Consider the following 23,410-nt stretch of genomic DNA (forward strand, 5'->3'; position numbering starts at 1 on the left):
TCAATGGCGATAAACGGTAGAGTGGCTCGGCTGAGTGCGTGCAGCTAACGCACCTGCAGCTTGAAGTAGGGTGGGTATATCTTTGAAGGAGAGTTATGTTCCGGGTCTATCATTCCAATCAGCTCGATCTGTTGAAAAATCTGGCAGGTATTCTGATTGAAAACCAGCCGCTAGCCGATCCGCTTGCTGCTGAACAGGTGCTGGTACAGAGTCCCGGTATGGCGCAATGGCTGCAAATGGAGCTGGCTAACAGTTTCGGTATCGCCGCCAACATCGAGTTTCCTTTGCCCGCCAGTTTTATCTGGAACATGTTCGTTAAGGTGCTACCCGATATCCCTGAAGAGAGCGCCTTCACCAAAGCCAGCATGAGCTGGAAGCTGATGCATCGGCTGCCGACCTTGCTGGAGCAGGAGGCCTTCCAGCCGCTGCGGCACTATCTCAATGACGACGATGATAAGCGTAAGCTGTATCAGCTCAGCGCCCGCGTCGCCGACCTGTTTGACCAATATCTGGTGTACCGCTCGGACTGGCTCAATAGCTGGGAGCGCGGTGAACGAATTGATGGCTTAGGCGAATCACAGCATTGGCAGGCACCGCTGTGGTGCGATCTGGTCAGCTTTACGGAGAGCCTCGGCCAGCCGATGTGGCATCGTGCCAATCTTTATGCGCGCTTTATCCGTGAACTGGAACAGGCAAACACGCCGCCGCCAGGTCTGCCACAGCGCGTATTCATTTGCGGTATTTCCGCGCTGCCGCCGGTCTATCTTCAGGCGTTAGAAGCGCTGGGACGGCATATCGATATCCATCTGCTGTTCACCAATCCATGTCGCCACTATTGGGGTGACATTCAGGATTATGCCTTCCTGGCGAAGCTGCAAAGCCGCCAGCGGCGTCGTTTACAATCAGATGAGCTACAGCCGCTGTTTCGCGATCCGGCTAGCGCCACGTCGTTATTTAACGATCTCGGCGAGCAACAGCTCACCAATCCACTGCTCGCGTCATGGGGCAAGTTGGGGCGCGATAATCTGTTTTTACTGAGCCAGATGGAATCCGCCGCCAACGACATTGATGCCTTTGTGGAATTGCCCCAAGACAATCTGCTGCACAGTCTGCAGTCGGACCTGCTCAATCTCGACGATAAAGCGGTGATTGGACTGAACGCCGGTGAACTGGCCGACAGCAGTGAGAAACGCCAGCTTGATCCGCACGATCGCTCGATCACGCTGCAGGTGTGCCATAGTGCGCAGCGTGAAGTTGAAGTGTTGCAGGATCACCTGCTAACGCTAATGGAAGCCGATCCCGAGCTCAAGCCGCGCGACATCATTGTCATGGTGGCAGACATTGACAGTTATGCCCCCTTTATTCAGGCCGCTTTTGCCAGCGCGCCGAGTGAGCGCTATTTACCCTTTGCCATTTCAGACCGCCGCGCCAGCCAGGCGCACCCGGCTATATTGGCGTTGATCGGTTTACTGGCATTGCCGGAAAGCCGTTTTGCTTCGGAAGATGTACTGGCGTTGCTGGAAGTGCCAGCGCTGGCGCAACGCTTCTCAGTGGATGAAAGCGGGCTGCGACTGCTACGCCGTTGGGTGATGGAATCCGGTATCCGCTGGGGGTTGGATGATGCCAGTGTGGAAGCGTTGGCGCTGCCGGTGACCGGACAACATACCTGGCGTTTTGGTCTGCAGCGCATGCTGCTGGGCTACGCGCTAGAAAGTGGCAACGGCGACTGGCAGGGTATTTTGCCGTATGACGAGTCCAGTGGCCTCATCGCTGAGCTGGCGGGACATCTGGCCGAATTACTCTCTCGGCTTGAAGAGTGGCGCGCGCGCCTGGCGCAAGAGCGCACGCTTGAGGATTGGTTGCCATTATGTCGCGAGCTGATCACCAGCTTCTTCAGCGGTGATGCCGAAAGTGACGCCGCGCTACTGCTGGTGGAAACGCAGTGGCAGGAGATTATTGAACAGGGTATGCAAGCGGCTTATCACCAGCCGATTCCGGTCACATTGCTGCGCGATGAGCTGCGTTCGCGCCTCGATCAGCAGCGGATTAGCCAACGTTTTCTTGCCGGCCCGATCAACTTTTGTACGCTGATGCCAATGCGCTCTATTCCCTTCAAGGTGGTGTGTTTGCTGGGCATGAACGACGGGGTTTACCCGCGCACATTAGCGCCACTTGGTTTCGACCTCATGCAGCAGCAGATGCGTAAGGGCGATCGCAGTCGCCGTGATGATGACCGCTACCTGTTCCTCGAAGCGTTAATTTCGGCGCAGCAGCAGCTGTATATCAGCTATATCGGCCGCGCTATTCAGGACAACACCGAGCGCTATCCCTCAGTATTAGTGAGTGAGCTGGTGGATTATCTTGGGCAGAGTTTCTGTTTACCCGGCGACGAAGCCTGTGAGCCTGACGTCAGCGAGCAGCATGTGCGTGAACATCTACAAACGCTACATAGCCGAATGCCTTTTGCGGCGGAGAACTTCCAACCGGGCGCATATGGCCAAAGTTTTGCGGCGGAATGGCTACCTGCCGCAACCGGCAGCGGGGTCGCGCAACCTGATTTTGTCCAGCCTTTACCGCCTGTGCCATTGGAAACGTTGTCGCTGGAGCAACTGCTGCGTTTCTGGCGCCATCCGGTGCGCGCCTGGTTCCAGCAGCGCTTAGGCGTCGCATTTTGGATGGAAGAGAGCGAACTGCCCGACAGCGAACCCTTCGCTCCCGACAGTCTGGAGCGTTATCAAATCAACGCCCAGCTGTTAAATACGCTGGTCAACGGTGACGATCCGGCGCAGCTGTATGCTCGCCATCGTGCCGCAGGCAATCTACCGTACGGCGCTTTTGGGGAAATTTTCTGGCAGAGCCAGACCGAAGAGATGCAGGAAGTGGCGGCGGAGGTGAGCGGTCAACGCCAGCCGGCGGAGAGTTGGGAGATCAATCTGAAGCTGGGCGATGTGCAATTGACCGGCTGGCTGACCCAGGTGCAAGCTGATGGGCTGCTGCGCTGGCGTCCGGGCGTGCTTAATATGAACGATGGACTGTTGTTATGGATCGAACATCTGGTGTATTGCGCGTTAGGCGGTACGGGTGAAAGCCGTATGTACGGTCGTAAACAGAGTCACTGGCGTTTTACGGCACTGGATGCCGATCGGGCATTAGTTTTGCTGAGCGAGTATGTTGGGGGTTATCAGGCGGGGTTAGTGCAGCCGCTGATGCTGCTCAATAAATCGGGTGGGGCCTGGCTGGAGACCAGCTTTGATAGCAAGGCGCACCTGCTGCTGGAAGACGAAGCAACGCAGAAAAAGGCACTTAACAAACTGCTGCAAGCCTGGCAGGGTGGTTTCCAGGTTGAAGGCGAGGGCAGCGATCCCTATCTTCAGCGCCTTAGCCGAACACTTGATGAAGAGGCTATCCAGGCGATTACCGCTGCCGCACGGCAATGGTATTTGCCGGTGCGCCTTGCGCATCAACATGATGAATAGCAATCGGGAACAGCCTCGTTAACGCTGTTCTCACTACTATAAAAAAGTTTTTCTATTTCACCGCTGGGCACACAGACAGCGGAAAAGGGTAACGTAAGGGGTTTAAATGCGGATTTACGCACGCTGGATTGGAGCGCTGCTGCTGAGCATGCTGGCGCTGAATGCCTTTGCCGATACCGATCGCGGCTGGCAACCCATTAATGACACCATTCGTAAAAGCGATCACGATCCACGCAGCTATCAGGCGATTACCTTAAGTAACGGCATGACCGTGCTGCTGGTCTCGGACGCAGAAGCACCGAAATCCCTGGCGGCGCTGACGTTGCCGATAGGTTCGCTGGATGATCCTAATCAGCAACTGGGCCTGGCGCACTATCTGGAACATATGGTGCTGATGGGATCTAAGCTTTATCCGCAGCCTGACAATCTTGCAGAATTTCTGAAGAAGCACGGCGGTAGCCATAATGCCAGTACGGCCTCCTATCGTACGGCGTTCTATCTTGAAGTGGAGAACGATGCACTGCAGCCGGCTGTCGATCGCCTGGCTGATGCGATTGCTGAACCGCTGTTGGATCCGATCAATGCTGACCGTGAACGCCACGCTGTTAACGCTGAGCTCACCATGGCCCGCTCGCGTGATGGTTTGCGTATGTCGCAAGTGGGTGCAGAAACCCTGAACCCTGCACATCCGGGTTCACGTTATTCCGGCGGTAACCTTGATACGCTGAGTGATAAGCCCGACAGCAAATTACATCAGGCGCTAACCGATTTTTATCACAGCCATTATTCGGCGAATCTGATGAAGGCGGTGATTTACAGCAACAAGCCGCTGCCAGAGATGGCCGACATTGCGGCAAAGACCTTTGGTCGAGTGGCCAATCATCAGACGGCAGTGCCTGAGATAGATGTCCCCGTGGTCACCGATGCACAAAAGGGCATCATTATTCATTACGTGCCTGCACAGCCGCGCAAGCAGTTAAAAATCGAATTCCGTATTGCCAATAACAGCGGCCAGTTCCGCAGTAAAACGGATACGTTGATTAGTTATATTCTGGGCAACCGCAGCAAGAATACCCTTAATGACTGGCTGCAAAAGCAGGGGCTGGCTGACGGTGTCAGCGCGGGTGCCGATCCGATGACCGAGCGCAACAGCGGCGTGTTTGCTATCAGCGTATCGCTCACCGATAAAGGGTTGGCACAGCGCGATGAGGTCGTAGCCGCAGTATTTAGCTACCTGGATCTGCTGCGTAGTAAAGGCATCAGCAAAGAGTACTTTGATGAAGTCTCTCATGTACTGGCACTGGATTTCCGCTATCCATCAATCACGCGCGATATGGATTACATCGAATGGTTAGTGGACACCATGCTACGTGTGCCGGTTGAACATACGCTGGACGCGCCATATCTGGCCGATCAATTCGACCCAGCCGCCATCAAATCACGTCTTGATGAGATGACGCCGCAGAACGCGCGTATCTGGTACATCAGTCCGCAGGAGCCGCACAACAAAGAAGCCTATTTTGTGAACGCGCCTTACCAGGTGGATAAAATCAGCGCCGCGCAGTTCAGTGACTGGCAGCAGCGTGCCACTCAGCTGCAGCTATCGATGCCGGCCCTGAATCCCTATATTCCGTCTGATTTCACCATCATGCCTTCCACAGGTAAAACCTACGATCATCCCGTGGCGCTCACCAGCGGTGACAGCATGCGCATCTACTGGATGCCAAGCCAGATGTTTGCCAGTGAACCCAAAGCCGCGATCACCCTGGCACTGCGTAACAAAGCCGCAATTAGCGATGCCCGCCAGCAGGTGCTGTTTGGGTTGAATGACTATCTCTCCAGTCTGGCTCTGGATCAGCTCAACTCGCAGGCATCGGTTGGCGGCATCAGCTTCTCCACCGGTGAAGATGATGGCATCGTGTTTAGCGCCAGCGGCTTTACCCAACGCTTGCCGGAACTGCTGAAAAAACTGGTGGAAGGCTACGCCACGTTTACTCCGGATCAACAGCAGCTGGAACAGGCCAAATCCTGGTATCTGGATCGATTGGAGGCGGCTGAAAAAGGCAAAGCGTTTGAGCAAGCCATTCAGCCAATGCAAATGCTCTCGCAGCTGCCCTATACCCAGCGCGAAACGCGCCGCAAGCTGGTCAAAGAGATCACGTTGAAAGAGGTCACTGACTATCGTGATGCGCTGATTCATCACGCAACACCAGAGATGATGGTGGTGGGGAATCTATCAGCCGATCGCGTTATACAGTTGGGTGATGAACTTAAACAGCAGTTGCAGAGCGATGGCCACGGCTACTGGCACAGTGATTATGTGGTCGTCGATAAGGCGATGAAGGCCAACCTGCAGAAAGCAGGTAGCAGCACCGATTCCGCGCTGGCGGCGCTGTATGTGCCGTTGGGCTACAGCGAGTATCAAAGCATGGCTAACAGCACCATGCTCAGCCAGATAGTGCAGCCGTGGTTCTACAATCAGTTGCGTACCGAAGAGCAACTCGGCTATGCGGTGTTTGCCTATCAGATGCCGATTGGTCGCCAATGGGGTATCGGTTTCTTACTGCAAAGTAACAGCAAACAACCCGCCTTCTTACTGCAACGCTTCCAGGCCTTTTATCCGCAGGCTGAACAGCGTCTGCGCACCATGAAACCGGAAGATTTCGCCCAGTATCAGCAGGCGTTGATCAACGATATGAAGCAGCGCCCGCAAACGCTGGATGAAGAGGCGAACCGCTTTAACCGCGACTTCAATCGCCAGAATTTTGCTTTCGATACGCGTGAAAAAGCGATTGAGCAAATTCAAAAGCTGACGCCAGCGGGTCTGGCCGACTTCTTCCATCAGGCGGTGTTAGCGCAGCAGGGCATGGCGATGATTTCGCAGATTGGCGGTAGCCATGATGGTGCGACCAAAGATGATTACGCGCCATTGCCGGACTGGACAACGTGGGATGAGGTGCAGAAATTGCAGCAATCATTGCCAGTGAAGAGTGATGCGCAATGAGTTTGTTACCTGAAACCCTCAATCCCCTGACGCTGCCGCTGCGCGGTGAGCGTCTGATTGAAGCCTCAGCCGGAACAGGCAAGACCTTTACCATCGGTCTGCTCTATCTGCGCCTGCTGCTCGGGTTAGGTGGACAAAATGCATATTCCCGCCCACTGTCGGTAGAAGAAATTCTGGTGGTGACCTTTACCGAGGCTGCTACCGCCGAGCTGCGTGGACGTATTCGTGCCAATATTCACGAACTGCGATTGGCCTGCCTGCGCGGCGTCAGCGGCAACCCGATGCTGATGCAACTGTTGCAGGAGATTCCGCAACCTGCCGATGCGGCTTCACTGCTGCTTGCTGCCGAGCGCCAGATGGACGAAGCGGCGATATTCACTATTCACGGCTTCTGCCAGCGCATGCTCAATCTCAATGCCTTTGAGTCAGGGATGCTGTTTGAACAGCAGCTGATTGAGGATGAACAGCTTCTGCTGCGACAGGCGACGGCCGATTTTTGGCGTCGCCACTGCTATCCACTGACGCTGGATGTTGCGCGCGTGATTGTCAGCGAGTGGAGCGGCCCGGAGCAGTTGTTGGCAACCTTGCGTCCATGGTTACAGGGCGAGTCTCCCAGCCTGCGTCTTCCGCCTGCCGAGGGTGAAACGCTGGCCTCACGCCACAGTGAAAATCTGGCGCGTATCGCCGCCATGAAAGCGCAGTGGCTGGCGGTCGGCGAAGAGGTGCTGACGCTGGTTGGACAATCGGATGTGGATAAGCGTAGCTACAGCAGTAAAAATTTGCCGGTTTGGGTTAACAAGGTCAGCTTCTGGGCACAAAGCGAAACGTGCGATTATCAGGTTCCTGCCGAGCTGGCGCGCTTTGGCCAGCAGGTGCTGATAGAAAAGACCAAAAAGGGCCTTCCGCCACAGCATGGCTTATTTGACGCCATTGATAGCTTTATCGCGCAGCCGCTGTCGCTGCGTGATTTGGTAATTGCCCGTGCGCTGGTTGAGGTGCGTGCTGCGGTACGTAAAGAAAAGCGCCAGCAGGCACTGCTAGGTTTTGATGACCTGCTAAGCCGTCTGGACGAAGCGCTGCAGCAGCCCAGTGGTGAACAGCTGGCGCAGGCCATCCGTCAGCGTTTTCCGGTGGCGTTAATTGATGAATTTCAGGATACCGATCCGCTGCAATACCGCATTTTCCGCACGCTTTACATTAATCAACCGGCGCATGCGCTGCTGCTGATTGGCGATCCAAAACAGGCGATTTACGCGTTTCGTGGCGCGGATATTTTTACCTATATTCGGGCACGGAGTGAGGTCAGCGCGCACTATACGCTGGATACCAACTGGCGCTCATCGCCGGCGATGGTTAGCAGCGTCAATCAGCTGTTTATGCGTCTTGAAGCGCCATTTTTGTTCGCCGACATTCCCTTCCAGCCGGTGCAGTTCGCGCCACCTAATCAGCGCCTGTCGCTCAGCATCGATCAGGTTGAGCAAGCGGCATTGCGCTTCTGGCTGCAACCCGGGACAGGTTGCAGCGTGGGAGACTATCAGCAACGGATGGCGCAGCAGTGTGCGACCGACATAAGCCGCTGGCTACAGGCTGGGCAGCAACAGCGTGCGATGCTGGGCAAAGCTCCTGCACTGCGCCCGGTACAAGCTTCAGATATCACCGTGCTGGTGCGCAGCCGTAACGAAGCTAATCTGATTCGCGAAGCGTTAAATCTGCTGGGGATTCCGTCGGTGTATCTCTCTAACCGCGACAGCGTCTACACCACGCCGGAAGCGCGCGAGCTGTTGTGGCTGCTGCAGGCGGTGTTGGCGCCGGAACAGGAGCGTATGCTGCGTACGGCGCTGGCTACCTCGCTGTTTGCCTTTGATGCCTCGCAGCTGGATGCGCTGGATCAGGATGCGCGTGGTTGGGATGAATTGGTCGATACCTTTGCTCGCTGGCAGCTGGTGTGGCAGCAGCGTGGCGTGTTGCCGATGCTGCGCGAGATGATGCTGGAGCGTCAGCTGGCAGAGAATTTGCTGGCATCAGACAACGGTGAACGTCGCCTGACCGATTTACTGCATCTGGGCGAACTGTTACAGGAGGCGGCAGCACAGCTGGATAGTCCACATGCGCTGGTGCGCCATCTGGCGCAGCAGATCGCACGTCCGGATAGTCAGTCTGCCAGCCAGCAGCTGCGTCTGGAGAGCGATCGCCATCTGGTACAGATTGTCACCATTCACAAGTCCAAAGGACTGCAATATCCGTTAGTGTGGCTGCCATTCGCCGCCGGTTTCCGCGAAGCCGATACCGCGCTGTATCACGATCGTGAAAGTTTTGGAGCGGTGCTGGATCTGCAAGCGGATGAGGCGAGTCTGGCGCTGGCCGAGCAGGAGCGTCTCGCGGAAGATTTGCGTCTGCTGTACGTGGCGCTGACCCGCTCGATTTATCACTGCAGCGTTGGGGTGGCGCCGCTGTTTCGTGGCACGCGTAAGAAAGAGGGCGAGAGCGATGTGCACAAAAGCGCGCTCGGGTTCTTGCTGCAGCGTGGTGAAGCCGCCACGGCAGAGCAGTTGGCTATTCTGCTCAATGATATGGAGGCAGTAGGCACCGATGTGGTGCTGGCGGATGATATCCATGCCGAGCGCTGGCAGAATGATGCCGTTGCCGATAGCGAACTTGCCGCGCGTGCCGTAACGCGTGTGTTGGCCGATCCGTGGCGGGTAACCAGCTACTCCGGTTTACAGCAGCATGGCACTCATCGCCTGTTGGATGTGATGCCAAACTTCGATGTTGAAGCAGCGGGCGAGGAGAACCATGAGGAGACGCTGGAAGCGACGTTAACACCCCACCATTTCCCGCGCGGTGCTGCACCGGGGACGTTTTTGCATGAGCTGTTTGAATCACTGGATTTCCCACAGCCGCCCTCCGCAGAGAAACTGACGCAGCATCTGCAGCAAAACGGTTACCCGCTCCATTGGCAGCCGATGCTCAGCGAGTGGATTGCACGCGTGGTCACTACGCCGCTGAATGCGCAGGGCATCCATCTGGCGGGCGTTCACCGTCACGATTGTTTGGTTGAAATGGCCTTCTATCTGCCAATTGATAACGTGCTGACGGCGCATGAACTCAGTGCATTAATCGCTCAGGATGCGTTATCGGCACAGGCTCCGCCGCTTGATTTCCGTCAGGTGCAGGGCATGCTAAAAGGCTTTATTGACCTGGTGTTTCGCTGGCAGGGTAAATACTACCTGCTGGATTATAAATCCAACTGGCTGGGTGACAGCCACGAAGCTTATACACCGCAGGCGATGGCGCAGGCGATGATCGACCACCGCTACGATTTGCAGTATCTGCTCTATACGCTGGCGCTGCATCGCTATTTACAGCATCGTGTGCCTGATTACGATTATGAACAGCACTTTGGCGGCGTGTTCTATCTTTTCCTGCGCGGCATGGATGGTAGCTCACCCGATAATGGCGTGTTCCATACGCGTCCAAGCTTCGATTTTGTTTCACAACTGGACAGCCTGTTTCGCGGGCCAGGAGAGTCTGCATGAGCGGTATGACGGCGCTTTTGGCACAGGCGGCTGAGCTGCGCTTGCTGCGGCCGCTGGATGTCCAGTTTGCCCAACTGTTGGCCGATGATGATTATCCGGCGCGATTACTCCTGGCAGCATGCCTGAGTGCAGAAGCAGGGGATGGGCATGTCTGTTTACCGCTGACGCAGCTGAGCCGCGACAACCTGTTTAATGGTCGTCATGCGGAGCTGGCGCACGCTATCTGGCAAGCTGCCGGGGAGCCGCAAGATTGGCACGCAGAACTGAGTGACTGGCCTGCGTTGCACAGTCACGATCGGGCGGCGCCGATCGTGTTGAGCGAGAATCGTCTCTATCTGCATCGCTTATGGCACAACGAAGGGCAGGTGGCACGCTTCTTCCAGTCACAGGCCACAGCGCAGCAGTTTGCATCTGAGCAGGTAAGAGAAGTACTGGATCAGCTGTTTGGTATCGCGCCGGATAACTGGCAGAAAATTGCGGCCGCAGTAGCATTGACGCAAAAAACCGCGGTTATTTCTGGCGGCCCCGGCACCGGAAAAACCACTACGGTGGCAAAACTGCTGGCAGCGCTCATTCGCCTGAGTGGGGACGCACTTCGTATTCAATTGGCTGCTCCAACCGGCAAGGCCGCGGCGCGTCTCACCGAATCGCTGGGTAAGGCGCTGCAAAAGCTGCCGGTTAGCGAGGCGGAACGACTACGCTTTCCGGCTGAAGCCACTACGTTGCACCGTCTTTTAGGCGCACAACCGGAAACGCAGCGTCTGCGCTATCACGCGGGAAATCCATTGCATCTGGATGTGCTGGTGGTGGATGAAGCCTCCATGGTCGATCTCGGTATGATGGCCAATCTTATCGCCGCGTTGCCCCCGCAGGCGCGAGTCATTTTCCTGGGCGATCGCGATCAACTTGCATCCGTTGAAGCGGGCGCGGTGCTCGGCGATATCTGCCGCTGCGCTGAGGCCGGTTACAGTACCGCGCGTGCGTTACAACTCAGTGAAATTACTGGCTGTGCAGTGGCGGGCAATGATGAGCACAGCGCTCCCCCTGTGCGCGACTCTATTTGCCTGCTGCGCAAAAGTTATCGCTTTGACGCCAACTCCGGCATCGGGCAGCTGGCCAGCGCCGTTAACGCAGGTGATGCGAAAGCAGTCGAGGCGGCATTGCAGGCAGGGTTTAGTGATATCGCGCGTAAACCTTTAAATGATGCGGAGGCTTATCAGGCGATGCTGGCGGAGATTGCAGCAGGCTACCAGCCTTTCCTGAAACTGATTAGCCAGCGAGCAGATCCGGCAGAGATTATCGCGGCATTTGGTCGCTATCAGCTGCTGTGTGCGCTACGCGAAGGGCCTTTTGGCGTGCAGGGGCTGAATCAACGTATTGAACAGAAGCTGATGCAGCTGCAACTGATTCGTCGTCCCACCGGCGGCAGTCGTTGGTATCAGGGACGTCCGGTGATGGTGACGCGCAACGATAGCGCGTTGGGCCTGTTTAACGGCGATATCGGCATTACGCTGTTTGATGATGAAGGTCTGCTGAAAGTGTTTTTCCCATTGCCAGATGGCAGCATCAAAGCGGTACAGCCAAGTCGTTTACCCACGCACGATACCGCATGGGTAATGACGGTGCACAAATCGCAGGGATCGGAGTTTGATCATACGGCGTTAGTGATGCCGGCGCAGTTTTTACCGGTGCTAACGCGTGAACTGATTTATACCGCCATTACGCGTGCGCGAAAGCAGCTGACGTTGTACAGCGATGAAAGCGTATTCCGCCGGGCGGTGCAGCTGCGTACCCAACGGCGCAGCGGATTGCTCGAGCGGTTGAGCGGGGAATAAACCCAGGTCGGCATAAATGCCGCTCCTACAAATGCACCGTAGGGGCGCCATTCATGGCGACCTCTTCCCGATGCGCATAAATGCCCACCAGCAAGTGCTAACCCAAGTCTGCCATCAGCACTTTCGAACGGCGCTGGTAGTTGTACATCTGCTTTTTGCTCTCGGGCAGCGACTCAATATCCACCGGCGTAAAACCGCGTTCCTGGAACCAGTGAATACTGCGGGTCGTCAACACAAACAGCTTTTTCAGCCCCATTTGACGCGCCTGCAGCGCTACGCGTTCTAAGAGCAATTCGCCGCGCGATGAGCTGCGATAATCCGGATGTACCGCGACACAGGCCATCTCACCAATCTGCTCGTCCGGGAACGGATACAGCGCTGCACAGGCAATGGTCAGATTATCGCGCTGGATGATGGTGAATTTATCAATCTCCATCTCCAGCTGCTCGCGTGAACGGCGCACCAGAATGCCCTGCTGCTCCAGCGGACGAATCAGCTCCAAAATACCGCCGATATCATTGATGTTGGCGCGGCGAATCTGCTCGGCCGATTCCATAACAATCTGCGTGCCGATACCGTCGCGGGAGAACAGCTCTTGCAGTAACGCTCCGTCTTCCTGATAGCTGATCAGATGGCTGCGACGCACCCCGCTGCGGCAGGCTTTAACCGCACCGCGCAGGAAGCGTACGGTGCCCGAAAGGAAATCGCCATCGCTCTCCATTTCGTCAATGCGCGCCTGGGCTTCATTGGGAAACAGCTCGGATATGATGTTACCTTCGCGATCGGTGACGCCCTGCTCGGAGCAGAAACCAATCATTTTCTCAGCCTTCAATTTGATGGCCAGCTGCGTCGCGACTTCTTCTGACGTCAGGTTAAAGCTTTCGCCGGTCACTGAAACGGCCACTGGTCCCAGCAGCACGATCGCATCATTATCCAGTTGGCGATGAATCGCCTCTTCATCAATACGACGGATACGGCCGCTATGGCAGTAATCGACGCCATCATCCACGCCTAGCGGCTGCGCAATAATAAAGTTGCCGCTCACGACGTTAATATGAGCACCTTGCAGCGGCGTGTTATTGAGACTCATCGAGAGACGCGCGGTGATATCCAGCTGCAGTCGACCAGCTGCCTGCTTGACCAGCTCGAGCGACTGCGCATCGGTGACGCGCGTGTGTTTATGGTAAATCGGTTCCAGCTGTTGCTGCGCCAGGCTGGCATCAATCTGCGGACGGGCACCGTAGACCACCACCAGCCGAATGCCAAGACTATGCAACAGGCCGATATCATTTACGATGCTTGAGAAGTTCTCATGCTCGATGGCTTCACCACCCAGCATGATGACAAAGGTCTTGTCGCGGTGGGTATTTATATAGGGAACGGTATGGCGAAAACCCTGAACCAGTTCTGTACTGCGTTCCTTCACGGCAAACCCTCTTTGCATTTTTATTCGTAATTTTCGTATTTTTATGCTCTTTCGCAAATTAATGCAAGTGCCCGGCCTGACGTTACTTTACGATTTTCCTGATGCAACACTCGCTAACAGACTGCATTATCTGGTTTTTCCGGCAAGACAAGACATTTCTGACCGAACAAAGTTTTCGCTTTCTTGCCATCATTTGACGTTTTTTTAGACATAACATAGCAAGTGGAGCGGCATGTCCGAAGCTTTTACACGACGACGATTATTACAGGGCGCTGGGGCATTATGGCTGTTGAGCGTCACGCGCACTGGAGTGGCAGCCAGCCAGCATATTGTGGCGGTGCGCATCTGGCCATCCTCAACATACTCCCGCGTTACACTGGAATCGAATGTTCCCCTCAAGTACAAGCAATTCACGCTGAGTAATCCCGATCGTCTGGTTATTGATATCGAAAATATGCACATCAATCCGGTACTAAAAGGCGTGGATAAGCTGGTGCGTATGGACGATCCCTACATCAAAACCGCGCGCGTTGGTCAATTCGATACGAATACGGTGCGCATCGTGCTGGAGCTCAAGCGCAGTATCGCGCCGAAGACCTTCACTCTGGCGCCGGTGGCGGGCATTAAGCATCGTTTAGTCGTGGATCTCTATCCCAGCCAAAAGTCACAGGAAGAGGATCCGCTTCTGGCGTTACTGCAGGATTACAATCAGGGCGATCTCGAACGCGATCAGCCCGTGCAGGCTGCGCTGCCGGGCAAAGCAGGGCGCGATCGGCCAATTATTATCATGATCGATCCTGGGCATGGCGGTGAAGATCCGGGCGCACATGGTAAATATAAAACGCGTGAGAAAGATATCGTGCTGAAAATCGGGCGCTATCTGAAGGCGCTGATCGATAAAGAGCGCAACATGAAAGCCTACATGACGCGTAACGAAGATGTCTTTATTCCATTACGTGTAAGGGTCGCGAAAGCACGTAAGCAGCGTGCTGATCTGTTTATCTCGATCCACGCCGATGCCTTCACCAGCCGGGCGGCGCGTGGATCATCGGTGTTTGCACTCTCAACGCGGGGCGCAACCTCGACGGCAGCGCGCTTCCTGGCGCAGACGCAGAATGAAGCCGATTTGATTGGGGGTGTCAGCATGAGCGGCGATCGCTATCTCGATCACACCATGTTCGATATGGTGCAGCGTCAAACGATCAGCGACAGCCTGAAGTTCGGCAAAGAGGTGCTGGCGCGTATGGGGCACATTAATCATCTGCATAAGCGCACGGTTGATCAGGCTGGATTTGCCGTGCTGAAAGCGCCTGATATTCCTTCCATTCTGGTAGAAACCGCGTTTATCAGTAATGTGGAGGAGGAGCGTAAGCTGCGTACCGCGCGCTATCAGCATCAGGTGGCTGAGGCGATTTTGCATGGCATCAAGGCGTATTTTGATAAAGGGGCGGCGCTGGCGCATCGTTGAAGCGGGCGGCAGAAATGCCGCTTTTAGCGTATGGCAGAAACAAAAAAACACCCGTTAAGGTGTTTAAATGATTGGTTGCGGGGGCCGGATTCGAACCGACGACCTTCGGGTTATGAGCCCGACGAGCTACCAGGCTGCTCCACCCCGCGTCCGTCTGTCGCGCTAAGCGACACTTCACATTGTATTCTTCTTATAGACAATTGGTTGCGGGGGCCGGATTCGAACCGACGACCTTCGGGTTATGAGCCCGACGAGCTACCAGGCTGCTCCACCCCGCGTCCGTCTGACGCGTTACACGACACTTCACATTGTCTCTTCACTTAAGAAGAATTGGTTGCGGGGGCCGGATTCGAACCGACGACCTTCGGGTTATGAGCCCGACGAGCTACCAGGCTGCTCCACCCCGCGTCCGTGGATGCGCACTATACTCTGGACGCGCGGCGATGCAACTCCTTTTTGAGACAAATCACTAAATTTACAGTTAGTTGATGAATAAAGTCGCCAATCGTCGCTTTATTATACAGATGTGAGCAAGGCAGGTTGTGGTGGATTTCATTATCTCCGCCCGTTTGCTATCGTCGCCGGGCAAACCATCGATAAAAAGAGAAGGGTATGAAAGGACATTGGGCGAAGTATGCACTGACTGGCGCATTTTTCGCGCTGTTAGCGGGTTGTAGTTCTAAACCGACCGATCGTGGTCAGCAATATATCGATGGCAAGCTGGAGCAGCCGCTCGGGCTGGTGAATCAGCCCAATGCCAAAGGGCGTCCGGTCAACGGTAAAGACTTTAGCGATCAGGTTGTGCAGATTCAAACGGCCTCTTCCGGTCTGTTCGGACGCAACAATGGCACCTATAGCGCGGTGCAAAACTGGCTGCTGTCCGGTGCCGATACGCGCCAGCTCAACCAGTTTGGTTTGAATGCTTATCAGATGGAAGGGACCGACAATTATGGCAACGTGCAATTCACTGGCTACTACACGCCAGTAGTGGAAGCGCGTTATACCCGTCAGGGCGAGTTCCAGTATCCAATCTATCGCATGCCACCGCGTCCGCGCGGACAGAAACTGCCGAGCCGCGCTTCTATCTATAGTGGCGGCCTTGATGAGCGCTACGTGATCGCTTACAGCAATTCGCTGATCGATAATTTTATGATGGATGTGCAGGGCAGCGGTTATGTTGATTTTGGTGATGGTCGCCCGCTGCGCTTCTTTGGCTACGGCGGCAAAAATGGCTGGGCGTACCACAGCGTTGGAAAAGAGCTGATCGATCGCGGTGAAGTGAAGCGCGAAGATATGTCGATGCAGGCAATTCGTCAGTGGGCGCAAGAACATTCGCCGCAGGAAGTGCGTTCGGTGCTGGAAACCAACCAATCCTTCGTGTTTTTCAAGCCAGAAGAGTACGTGCCGGTTCGCGGTGCCAGCGCGGTGCCGCTAATCGCTAAGGCTTCGGTTGCATCCGATCGGTCGCTGATCCCTGCCGGGACCGTGCTATTAGCGGAAGTGCCGCAGCTGAACGAGAAGGGTAAATTCAACGGAAAATATGAGATGCGCTTGATGGTGGCGCTAGATGTGGGCGGCGCGATTAAAGGCCAGCACTTCGATATCTATCAGGGCGTGGGCCCGGATGCCGCGCATCTGGCCGGATTTTACAACCATTATGGTCGCGTTTGGGTGTTGAAAGCCGCGCCGGGCACCGGTCAGCCGGTGTTTAGCAACCCACAAAATGGCAACAATGGTTCACTGCTATTGGGGTCTAATTGATGTTCCGTCTTGTTGAGAAAGGTTTGTTATGGCTGTGGTAAGTGATGCCTGGCGTCAACGTTTTGGCGGCACGGCGCGTCTATATGGGCAGGATGCGTTACAGCGTTTTGCCGACGCCCATTTTTGTGTGATTGGTATTGGCGGCGTGGGCTCGTGGGCGGCGGAAGCGCTAGCGCGCACCGGCATCGGTAAAATCACCCTGATCGATATGGACGATGTTTGCATCACCAATACCAACCGGCAAATTCATGCGCTGCAGGGTAAAGTCGGCCAGGCGAAAACTGAGGTCATGGCGGAGCGGATGCGTGCTATCAACCCTGAATGCGAAGTGATTTGCATTGATGATTTCATCACGCCGGAGAATACCGCTGAACTGTTGTCCGCGGGGTTTGACTATGTGATTGATGCGATTGATAGCGTGCGTCCGAAAGCGGCGTTGATTGCCTGGTGTCGGCGTAACAAGATCCCGCTGATCACCACTGGCGGCGCAGGCGGTCAGATCGATCCCACGCAGATCCAGGTTAGCGATCTGGCGAAAACCATTCAGGACCCGCTGGCGGCCAAGCTGCGCGAACGATTGAAAGGCGATTTTGGCGTGGTGAAGAACAGTAAAGGAAAGCTCGGCATCGACTGTGTGTTTTCGACGGAAGCGCTGATGTATCCGCAGCCCGATGGCTGCGTGTGTACCTCACGGAGTACCGCCGAAGGGCCAAAACGCATGGATTGTGCCGCCGGGTTTGGGGCTGCCACCATGGTGACCGCCACCTTTGGCTTTGTGGCGGTTGCTCATGCGCTGAAGAAGTTTCTTGCTAAGGCGGCGCGTCAAACGGCCTGAGTGTGCTCGCGTGCGGCGCGTTGCACCGCATCCGCCAGCGCCTGTAAACCGCTGCTGCGCGATGCACTCAGCTGCGCGCGCAAACCTAACGTATCAAACAGCGCCAGCGGATCTTGCTCAAGCAAGTCGGCTGGCGTTTTGCCTTCTACCGCCGTCAATAACACCGCCAGTAAACCACGCACGATACGTCCTTCACTGTCGCCGTAAAAGTGCAGCGTGCCGTTGTTCAGCAGCTGGCTACTGAGCCAGACGCGGTTCTCGCAGCCACTTAGCTCGATTTCCGCTGTCTTTAATTCTTCCGATAATGCAGGCAGCTGGCGGCTGAGCTGGATCAGCTGACGATAGCGATCTTCCCACTGATGAAAATGGGTAAATTTCTCTGTCAGGCTGGCTTCAGTAATCAAATCGCCAAACGGATGCGGAGCGAGCAGGGATGATGTCATGGGATTATTCACTCAGTAGGTCAATGGCGTGGTGCATGGCGCGCACCAGCGCATCCACGTCCTGCAGATTATTATAGGGGGCGAATGAGACGCGCAATGTGCCAGTGACGCCCAGCGCCGCCATTAAGGGTTGCGCACAGTGCTGCCCGGCGCGTAACGCAATACCTTGCTCGGCGAGTAGCGTAACGATATCGCTGTGGTGAATACCTTCTATATCAAACGCCAGCAGACTGGCATTGCCACAGCGAAAGCTGCGGAAGCCGGGGATCTCGCTCAATTGCTCTTCAGCCAGACTTGCCAGTTGCTGGCTCCACATTTCGGCCTTTTCGGCATGATGTTGCGCCAGCCACTCCAATGCAGCGCTTAATCCCACCACGCCCGCCACATTCGGCGTGCCAGCTTCAAAGCGCCACGGCACCGGCTGCGGTGTGAACCCGTTAAAATCAACCTGCGTCAGCATCTTGCCGCCACCCTGCCATGGCTGCATCGCCTCCAGCAATTCAGCCTTGCCATACAGCACGCCGATGCCCATTGGCCCATAAAGCTTGTGACCTGAGAACGCATAGAAGTCGATATCCTGCGCCTGTACATCGGGTGGGCAATGCACCACGCCCTGCGCGCCATCGACCATCACTTTCGCGCCCACGTCATGGGCTAAACGAATCGCCTGCGCCAGATCGGGGCAGCCACCGGTGACGTTCGACATCTGACCCACGGCGAGTAATCGGGTGCGGGCGTTGAGCAAAGCGGGCAGTTGAGCGATATCCGGCAGGCGATCGGCACCCAGCGGCCATTTCACCACTTTTGCGCCGCAGGCCTGCGCCACCATCAGCCACGGTACCAGATTGGCATGGTGCTCGGCTTCGCTCACCACAATCTCATCACCCGCCTGCAGGCGCGGTGCCAGCCAGCCATTGGCGACCAGGTTGATGGCCTCGGTGGTGCCGCGCGTCCAGACAATCTGACGATCGTCAGCCGCGTTAAGCCAGCCAGCAACCAGACCGCGCGCCTGCTCATACTTTTCCGTCAGTGCGCGGGCAGCCGCGAATTGGCTGCGATGTACGGTGCCGGCGCTTAAGCTATAAAACTGCGTGGTAGCGTCAATCACGGCCTGCGGTTTTAATGCAGTGGCAGCGCTATCAAGATAGATACCGGCATCGCTCAGCGCGGGAAACTGCTGGCGAAAGGCGCCAGGGGAAAAAATGGTCATACTCAGCCCACTCTTAATCATGTTAGGACCAGGACGAAAGCTGGCCGGTTGCCTGGCAAAGCTGGAAAAGCGCGTTATGCTAATTATTGCAAGGTTTGAACCGAAACCCGCATATCGAGTCGCGATTCTTGGTCGATTTCACTAGTGCCACCGCTGGTTGGCGCATGCGGGTGGTTTAATGCAATCAATCTGCAAGGAGATAGAAGATGAATAAACTCACCGCAGTGCTGGCCGTGTGCACCATGGCCTTTACCCTGACCGCTTGTTCCAGCAATTATGTCATGCACACCAACGATGGTCGCACTATCGTAGCCGATGGCAAACCCAAAGTTGATGATGAAACCGGTATGATCAGCTATAAGGATGCCAATGGCAACAAGCAGCAGATTAACCGCTCTGATGTCAAAGAGATGGTAGAGATGGGTCAGTAAAGACGTAAAAAAAAGCACCGCAATTTGCGGTGCTATTTAAAATCACTATGGACAGACAGGGTAAATCTACAGGAATTAAAAGCTTGATCTGCAAGCGTCAGATCAAAATGCAAACACAACATCACGACCACAAGCCAAAAGCTCTCCAAAAGTCTGCGATCTCTCGCACGTTTCTAGAAATCTTTTCGTTCCGGCTTAGGAAGTGCGGCAACTATAGGTATTTGCTGGAGCTTCCTCAACGGACAAATTATAATGTCTCGGATTAAAAAAACTAATACGTAGCGACTTTGTATAAGTTGAAGTATTACCTTATCAATCCGGATACGGAAAACCATGTCTAAACGCCTTCCGCCGCTCAATGCCTTACGCGTCTTTGATGCTGCTGCCCGTCATTTAAGCTTTACCAAAGCCGCCGAAGAGCTGTTTGTTACCCAGGCTGCTGTCAGCCATCAGATTAAATCTCTGGAGGATTTCCTTGGTCTAAAGCTGTTTCGCCGGAGGAATCGTTCGCTTTTACTGACGGAAGAAGGGCAAAGCTACTATTTGGATATCAAGGAGATTTTCTCCGCACTGAATGATGCAACGCGCAAGTTACAAGCGCGTAGCGCTAAGGGCGCGCTGACCGTCAGTTTGCTACCAAGCTTCGCCATTCAGTGGCTGGTGCCTCGCCTTTCCAGCTTTAATATGGCTTATCCGGGCATCGACGTACGCATCCAGGCGGTGGACCGCGACGAAGAGAAATTAGCCGACGATGTTGACGTGGCAATTTTCTATGGTCGCGGTAACTGGCCGGGCCTGCGCGTGGAAAAATTGTACGCCGAATATTTGCTGCCGGTTTGTTCTCCGATGTTGCTCACTGGCGATCACCCCCTCAAATCGCCTGCGGATTTGGCGCACTGCACGTTGCTGCATGATGCGTCGCGCCGTGATTGGCAATCGTATATTCGCCAGCTCGGCCTGCAGCATATTAATGTGCAGCAGGGGCCGATTTTTAGTCACAGTGCAATGGTGCTACAGGCGGCCATTCATGGCCAGGGCGTGGCGCTGGCCAACAATGTGATGGCGCAGAGTGAAATCGAAGCCGGGCGTCTGGTCTGTCCTTTTAACGATGTATTGGTCAGTAAAAATGCTTTTTATCTGGTTTGTCATGACAGCCAGGCAGAACTGGGTAAAATAGCCGCCTTTCGCCAGTGGATCCTGGAAAAAGCGGCCAATGAACAAGAAAAATTCCGTTTTCGCTACGATCATTAACGCGTTAATGGCTGCACGGTAACGTGCGCAATACCTTGAGGATTCTTTGATGTCCAGTCGTGCCATGTTTGTTTTTGCTGCCATTAGCGGGTTTCTGCTGGTGGCATTTGGTGCTTTCGGGGCGCATGTGCTGAGCAAATCGCTCGGTCCTGCTGAAATGGCGTGGATACATACCGGCCTTGAATACCAGGCTTATCACACGCTTGCGGTCATTGGCTTGGGAGCCGCTATGCTGCGCCGCGCCAATATCTGGTTTTACTGGAGTAGCGCCGCGATGGCGTTGGGTACCGTGTTGTTCAGTGGCAGTCTCTATTGTCTGGCGCTGTCGCATATGAAGTTTTGGGTTTTTGTTACGCCAGTGGGCGGCTTGTGCTTCCTGATTGGCTGGTTCTTGATGTTGATTGGCGCACTGCGTCTGAAACGAAAGGCAGATCGCCATGAATAAAGTTTTACTCTATTGCCGTCCGGGATTTGAGAAAGAGTGTGCGGCAGAAATCAGCGCGAAAGCGGCTGAACGCGAAGTTTACGGTTTTCCACGCGTAAAAGATGACTCGGGTTATGTGCTGTATGAATGCTATCAACCGGAAGACGCGGAGAAGCTGATCCAAACGTTGCCGTTTGCTGAGCTGATTTTTGCGCGTCAGATGTTAGTGGTTGGCGAATTGCTGCGTGATTTACCCCAGGAAGATCGCATCACCCCGATTGTCGGTATGCTGACCGGCGTGGTGGAGAAAGGCGGGGAACTGCGGGTTGAAGTGCCAGACACCAATGAAGCGAAGGAACTTACCAAGTTCTGCCGTAAATTAACCGTACCGCTGCGCGCCAGCCTGCGTGAAAGCAAAATCCTGCTTAACTATGAAACGGCGAAACGCCCGGTAGTGCACGTCTTCTTTATTGCGCCAGGTACCTGTTATGTTGGCTATTCGCTGCCAGAAAACAACTCGCCGTTCTACATGGGCATTCCGCGTCTGAAGTTTCCTTCGGATGCACCGAGCCGTTCGACGCTGAAGCTCGAAGAAGCTTTTCACGTGTTCGTGCCCGCCGATGAGTGGGATGAGCGTTTAGCCAGCGGCATGTACGCCGTCGATCTCGGCGCTTGCCCGGGCGGTTGGACCTATCAATTGGTGAAACGCAGCATGTGGGTTTTTGCGGTCGATAACGGTCCAATGGCGCCAAGCCTGATGGATACCGGACAGGTCACTCACTGCCGTGAAGACGGATTTAAATTTCGTCCGCCGCGTACCAACATCAGTTGGCTGGTGTGCGACATGGTGGAAAAACCGGTGCGCGTGGCCAGTCTGATGACCGAATGGCTGGTGAATGGCTGGTGTCGTGAAGCCATCTTCAATCTCAAGTTGCCGATGAAGAAGCGTTACGAAGAGGTTACGCAGAACCTGGCAATGATTGATGACGCGCTGAAAGCGCAGGGCATCAATGCGCAAATCCAGGCACGCCAGCTGTATCACGATCGCGAAGAAGTCACCGTTCATGTACGTCGTCTTTGGGCGGCAGTTGGCGGCCGTCGCGACGAGCGCTAATCCTGCTTCATACTTTGCGCTACAGCCGCGTTGGCTGCGTTTGCTCGCCCCGGTCACATACTGATGTATGCTCCCGGGGACTCGCGCACTTGCCGCCTTGCTGTAGCGCAAATTATTTCGCAGGATGCGTTTGATAACGAAACGCAGGATGCGCTTGGTAACGAAACGCAGGATGCGTTTGATAACGAAACGCCAGGATGCGTTTGATAAAGAAACGCAGGATGCGTTTGATAACGAAACGCAGGATGCGTTTGATAACGAAACGTCAGGATGCGTTTGATAACGAAACGCAGGATGCGCTTGATAACGAAACGCAGGATGCGTTTGATAACGAAACGCCAGGATGCGTTTGATAACGAAACCCCCGGATGCGTTTGATAACGAACTGTTTCGTAGGGTCGCCATTTATGGCGACCGCTATTTAGCTTGATATCTCAACGTGTTGAGATTGCCCTGCAACACCAAATCCCGCTTTAACGTTGATACTTGCCGACAAATTTCTGCCATTTCCCGCTGTTCCTGCAATTTTCCCTGCCACTTGCTCGGTACTTTTTCCCATTGCTGATAGATCGCATCCAGCGAGCCAAACTGCATTAACAACTCGCGCGCGCTTTTTGGGCCAATCCCTGGAACGCCCGGGATTTTACTGCTGCTGATGCCGCATAATCCCCAGTAATCCGGTAACTGCACCGGTGAGACACCAAACTCCTGCTCGATAAAAGGTACATCCAGCCAGCGCTTCTGGAAGTAGTCGCGAATGCGAATATTGGGTGCCAGCAGCTGGCAGTAGCCTTTATCGGTGGACACAATCGTCGCCTGATGACCGGCATCCGCCATTTTTACCGCCAGCGTAGCGGCGAGATCGTCGGCTTCATCGGTATCGGCTACCCAGCAGCTGACGCCCGCGGCGCGAAAGGCTTCCTGTAAGGCCGGCATTTCATGATGTAAATCGTCTGGCATTGGCGGGCGGCCCGCTTTGTAATCCGGCAGAAGTTGATGACGCCAACCCGGTTGACGCTCAACGCCATCAAAAACCGCCACCACGTGCGTGGGCTGTGTGTGACCTAATAGCTGATGCAAAGCCGCAACACAGCTATCACGGCACGGCGAGCCTTGAACGGCATGCAGGCGACGAATCAGGTTTAATGCATCAATGATAAGAAGATGAAGCGACATAGCGATAGCGGCAGCCCGCA

Annotated in this window: 15 protein-coding genes and 3 tRNA genes; 11 read left to right on the forward strand and 7 right to left on the reverse strand. The window is 55.0% G+C overall.

The window, feature by feature from the left end; all coding sequences use genetic code 11:
• The first annotated feature begins 95 nt into the window (after positions 1-95).
• The 4 genes from recC to recD all read left to right on the forward strand — a co-directional run bounded on the left by recC (position 96) and on the right by recD (position 11,851).
• Positions 96-3,476 carry an exodeoxyribonuclease V subunit gamma gene (gene recC / locus ACIP6T_RS19510; protein ID WP_400458475.1) on the forward strand — a complete coding sequence of 1,127 codons (3,381 nt, stop codon included), beginning with the start codon at positions 96-98 and terminating at the stop codon, positions 3,474-3,476.
• Between the two features lie 106 nt (positions 3,477-3,582).
• On the forward strand, positions 3,583-6,480 hold the full coding sequence (ptrA, locus tag ACIP6T_RS19515) for a pitrilysin (RefSeq protein WP_400458477.1): 2,898 nt from the start codon (positions 3,583-3,585) through the stop codon (positions 6,478-6,480).
• Positions 6,477-10,016 carry an exodeoxyribonuclease V subunit beta gene (gene recB, locus ACIP6T_RS19520; RefSeq protein ID WP_400458479.1) on the forward strand — a complete coding sequence of 1,180 codons (3,540 nt, stop codon included), beginning with the start codon at positions 6,477-6,479 and terminating at the stop codon, positions 10,014-10,016. Before ptrA ends, recB begins: the two co-directional genes overlap by 4 nt.
• On the forward strand, positions 10,013-11,851 hold the full coding sequence (recD, locus tag ACIP6T_RS19525) for an exodeoxyribonuclease V subunit alpha (RefSeq protein WP_400458481.1): 1,839 nt from the start codon (positions 10,013-10,015) through the stop codon (positions 11,849-11,851). Before recB ends, recD begins: the two co-directional genes overlap by 4 nt.
• Positions 11,852-11,948: 97 nt before the next feature.
• Here recD and argA read toward each other — a convergent pair whose 3' ends face one another.
• Positions 11,949-13,295: an amino-acid N-acetyltransferase gene (gene argA / locus ACIP6T_RS19530; RefSeq protein ID WP_176519152.1), complete on the reverse strand. Its 1,347-nt coding sequence runs from the start codon at positions 13,293-13,295 to the stop codon at positions 11,949-11,951.
• A gap of 214 nt (positions 13,296-13,509) precedes the next feature.
• On the opposite strand from argA, the gene amiC reads away from it, so the two are divergent.
• Entirely contained in the window at positions 13,510-14,745 is a 1,236-nt protein-coding gene (amiC, locus tag ACIP6T_RS19535) for an N-acetylmuramoyl-L-alanine amidase AmiC (protein WP_141400241.1), read from the forward strand.
• 72 nt (positions 14,746-14,817) lie between these two features.
• Here the strand turns inward: amiC and ACIP6T_RS19540 are convergent.
• From ACIP6T_RS19540 to ACIP6T_RS19550, 3 genes are all read right to left on the reverse strand, one after another.
• Positions 14,818-14,894, reverse strand: a tRNA-Met gene (locus ACIP6T_RS19540).
• 52 nt (positions 14,895-14,946) lie between these two features.
• Positions 14,947-15,023 (reverse strand) — tRNA-Met (locus ACIP6T_RS19545).
• A gap of 53 nt (positions 15,024-15,076) precedes the next feature.
• A tRNA-Met gene (locus ACIP6T_RS19550) sits at positions 15,077-15,153 on the reverse strand.
• A gap of 204 nt (positions 15,154-15,357) precedes the next feature.
• Between ACIP6T_RS19550 and mltA the strand changes: the two genes are divergently transcribed.
• Both mltA and tcdA read left to right on the forward strand, forming a co-directional pair.
• Entirely contained in the window at positions 15,358-16,506 is a 1,149-nt protein-coding gene (gene mltA / locus ACIP6T_RS19555; protein WP_345828467.1) for a murein transglycosylase A, read from the forward strand.
• Between the two features lie 28 nt (positions 16,507-16,534).
• Entirely contained in the window at positions 16,535-17,341 is an 807-nt protein-coding gene (gene tcdA, locus ACIP6T_RS19560; RefSeq protein WP_400458483.1) for a tRNA cyclic N6-threonylcarbamoyladenosine(37) synthase TcdA, read from the forward strand.
• On the opposite strand, the gene csdE is transcribed toward tcdA, so the two are convergent.
• Both csdE and csdA read right to left on the reverse strand, forming a co-directional pair.
• The gene (csdE, locus tag ACIP6T_RS19565; RefSeq protein WP_097096207.1) at positions 17,329-17,784 is read right to left on the reverse strand and encodes a cysteine desulfurase sulfur acceptor subunit CsdE; all 456 of its coding nucleotides are present in this window, start codon (positions 17,782-17,784) and stop codon (positions 17,329-17,331) included. The genes tcdA and csdE overlap by 13 nt on opposite strands.
• Positions 17,785-17,788: 4 nt before the next feature.
• Complete coding sequence (gene csdA / locus ACIP6T_RS19570) at positions 17,789-18,994, reverse strand: cysteine desulfurase CsdA (protein WP_400458573.1); 1,206 nt, start codon at positions 18,992-18,994, stop codon at positions 17,789-17,791.
• Between the two features lie 206 nt (positions 18,995-19,200).
• On the opposite strand from csdA, the gene ACIP6T_RS19575 reads away from it, so the two are divergent.
• The 4 genes from ACIP6T_RS19575 to rlmM all read left to right on the forward strand — a co-directional run bounded on the left by ACIP6T_RS19575 (position 19,201) and on the right by rlmM (position 22,214).
• On the forward strand, positions 19,201-19,425 hold the full coding sequence (locus tag ACIP6T_RS19575; protein ID WP_097096208.1) for a YgdI/YgdR family lipoprotein: 225 nt from the start codon (positions 19,201-19,203) through the stop codon (positions 19,423-19,425).
• Positions 19,426-19,758: 333 nt separating this feature from the next.
• Entirely contained in the window at positions 19,759-20,676 is a 918-nt protein-coding gene (locus tag ACIP6T_RS19580) for a transcriptional regulator GcvA (RefSeq protein ID WP_097096210.1), read from the forward strand.
• Positions 20,677-20,725: 49 nt separating this feature from the next.
• Complete coding sequence (locus ACIP6T_RS19585; RefSeq protein WP_008109570.1) at positions 20,726-21,121, forward strand: DUF423 domain-containing protein; 396 nt, start codon at positions 20,726-20,728, stop codon at positions 21,119-21,121.
• Positions 21,114-22,214, forward strand: coding sequence for a 23S rRNA (cytidine(2498)-2'-O)-methyltransferase RlmM (rlmM, locus tag ACIP6T_RS19590; RefSeq protein ID WP_097096211.1), 1,101 nt, complete (start codon positions 21,114-21,116; stop codon positions 22,212-22,214). Before ACIP6T_RS19585 ends, rlmM begins: the two co-directional genes overlap by 8 nt.
• Before the next feature lie 417 nt (positions 22,215-22,631).
• Here rlmM and xni read toward each other — a convergent pair whose 3' ends face one another.
• Entirely contained in the window at positions 22,632-23,390 is a 759-nt protein-coding gene (xni, locus tag ACIP6T_RS19595; RefSeq protein ID WP_400458487.1) for a flap endonuclease Xni, read from the reverse strand.
• Positions 23,391-23,410: the final 20 nt, after the last annotated feature.

Source organism: Pantoea sp. NPDC088449, assembly GCF_044753225.1.
Lineage (GTDB): Bacteria > Pseudomonadota > Gammaproteobacteria > Enterobacterales > Enterobacteriaceae > Pantoea > Pantoea floridensis.

Bases quoted from the DNA above. Each gene is read 5' to 3' on its own strand.
- ptrA (WP_400458477.1), top strand. From the start codon at position 3,583: ATGCGGATTTACGCACGCTGGATTGGAGCGCTGCTGCTGAGCATGCTG.
- amiC (WP_141400241.1), top strand. From the start codon at position 13,510: ATGTCCGAAGCTTTTACACGACGACGATTATTACAGGGCGCTGGGGCA.
- argA (WP_176519152.1), bottom strand. From the start codon at position 13,295: ATGCAAAGAGGGTTTGCCGTGAAGGAACGCAGTACAGAACTGGTTCAG.
- mltA (WP_345828467.1), top strand. From the start codon at position 15,358: ATGAAAGGACATTGGGCGAAGTATGCACTGACTGGCGCATTTTTCGCG.
- rlmM (WP_097096211.1), top strand. From the start codon at position 21,114: ATGAATAAAGTTTTACTCTATTGCCGTCCGGGATTTGAGAAAGAGTGT.
- csdA (WP_400458573.1), bottom strand. From the start codon at position 18,994: ATGACCATTTTTTCCCCTGGCGCCTTTCGCCAGCAGTTTCCCGCGCTG.
- recD (WP_400458481.1), top strand. From the start codon at position 10,013: ATGAGCGGTATGACGGCGCTTTTGGCACAGGCGGCTGAGCTGCGCTTG.
- recB (WP_400458479.1), top strand. From the start codon at position 6,477: ATGAGTTTGTTACCTGAAACCCTCAATCCCCTGACGCTGCCGCTGCGC.
- ACIP6T_RS19580 (WP_097096210.1), top strand. From the start codon at position 19,759: ATGTCTAAACGCCTTCCGCCGCTCAATGCCTTACGCGTCTTTGATGCT.
- ACIP6T_RS19585 (WP_008109570.1), top strand. From the start codon at position 20,726: ATGTCCAGTCGTGCCATGTTTGTTTTTGCTGCCATTAGCGGGTTTCTG.
- recC (WP_400458475.1), top strand. From the start codon at position 96: ATGTTCCGGGTCTATCATTCCAATCAGCTCGATCTGTTGAAAAATCTG.
- csdE (WP_097096207.1), bottom strand. From the start codon at position 17,784: ATGACATCATCCCTGCTCGCTCCGCATCCGTTTGGCGATTTGATTACT.
- ACIP6T_RS19575 (WP_097096208.1), top strand. From the start codon at position 19,201: ATGAATAAACTCACCGCAGTGCTGGCCGTGTGCACCATGGCCTTTACC.
- tcdA (WP_400458483.1), top strand. From the start codon at position 16,535: ATGGCTGTGGTAAGTGATGCCTGGCGTCAACGTTTTGGCGGCACGGCG.
- xni (WP_400458487.1), bottom strand. From the start codon at position 23,390: ATGTCGCTTCATCTTCTTATCATTGATGCATTAAACCTGATTCGTCGC.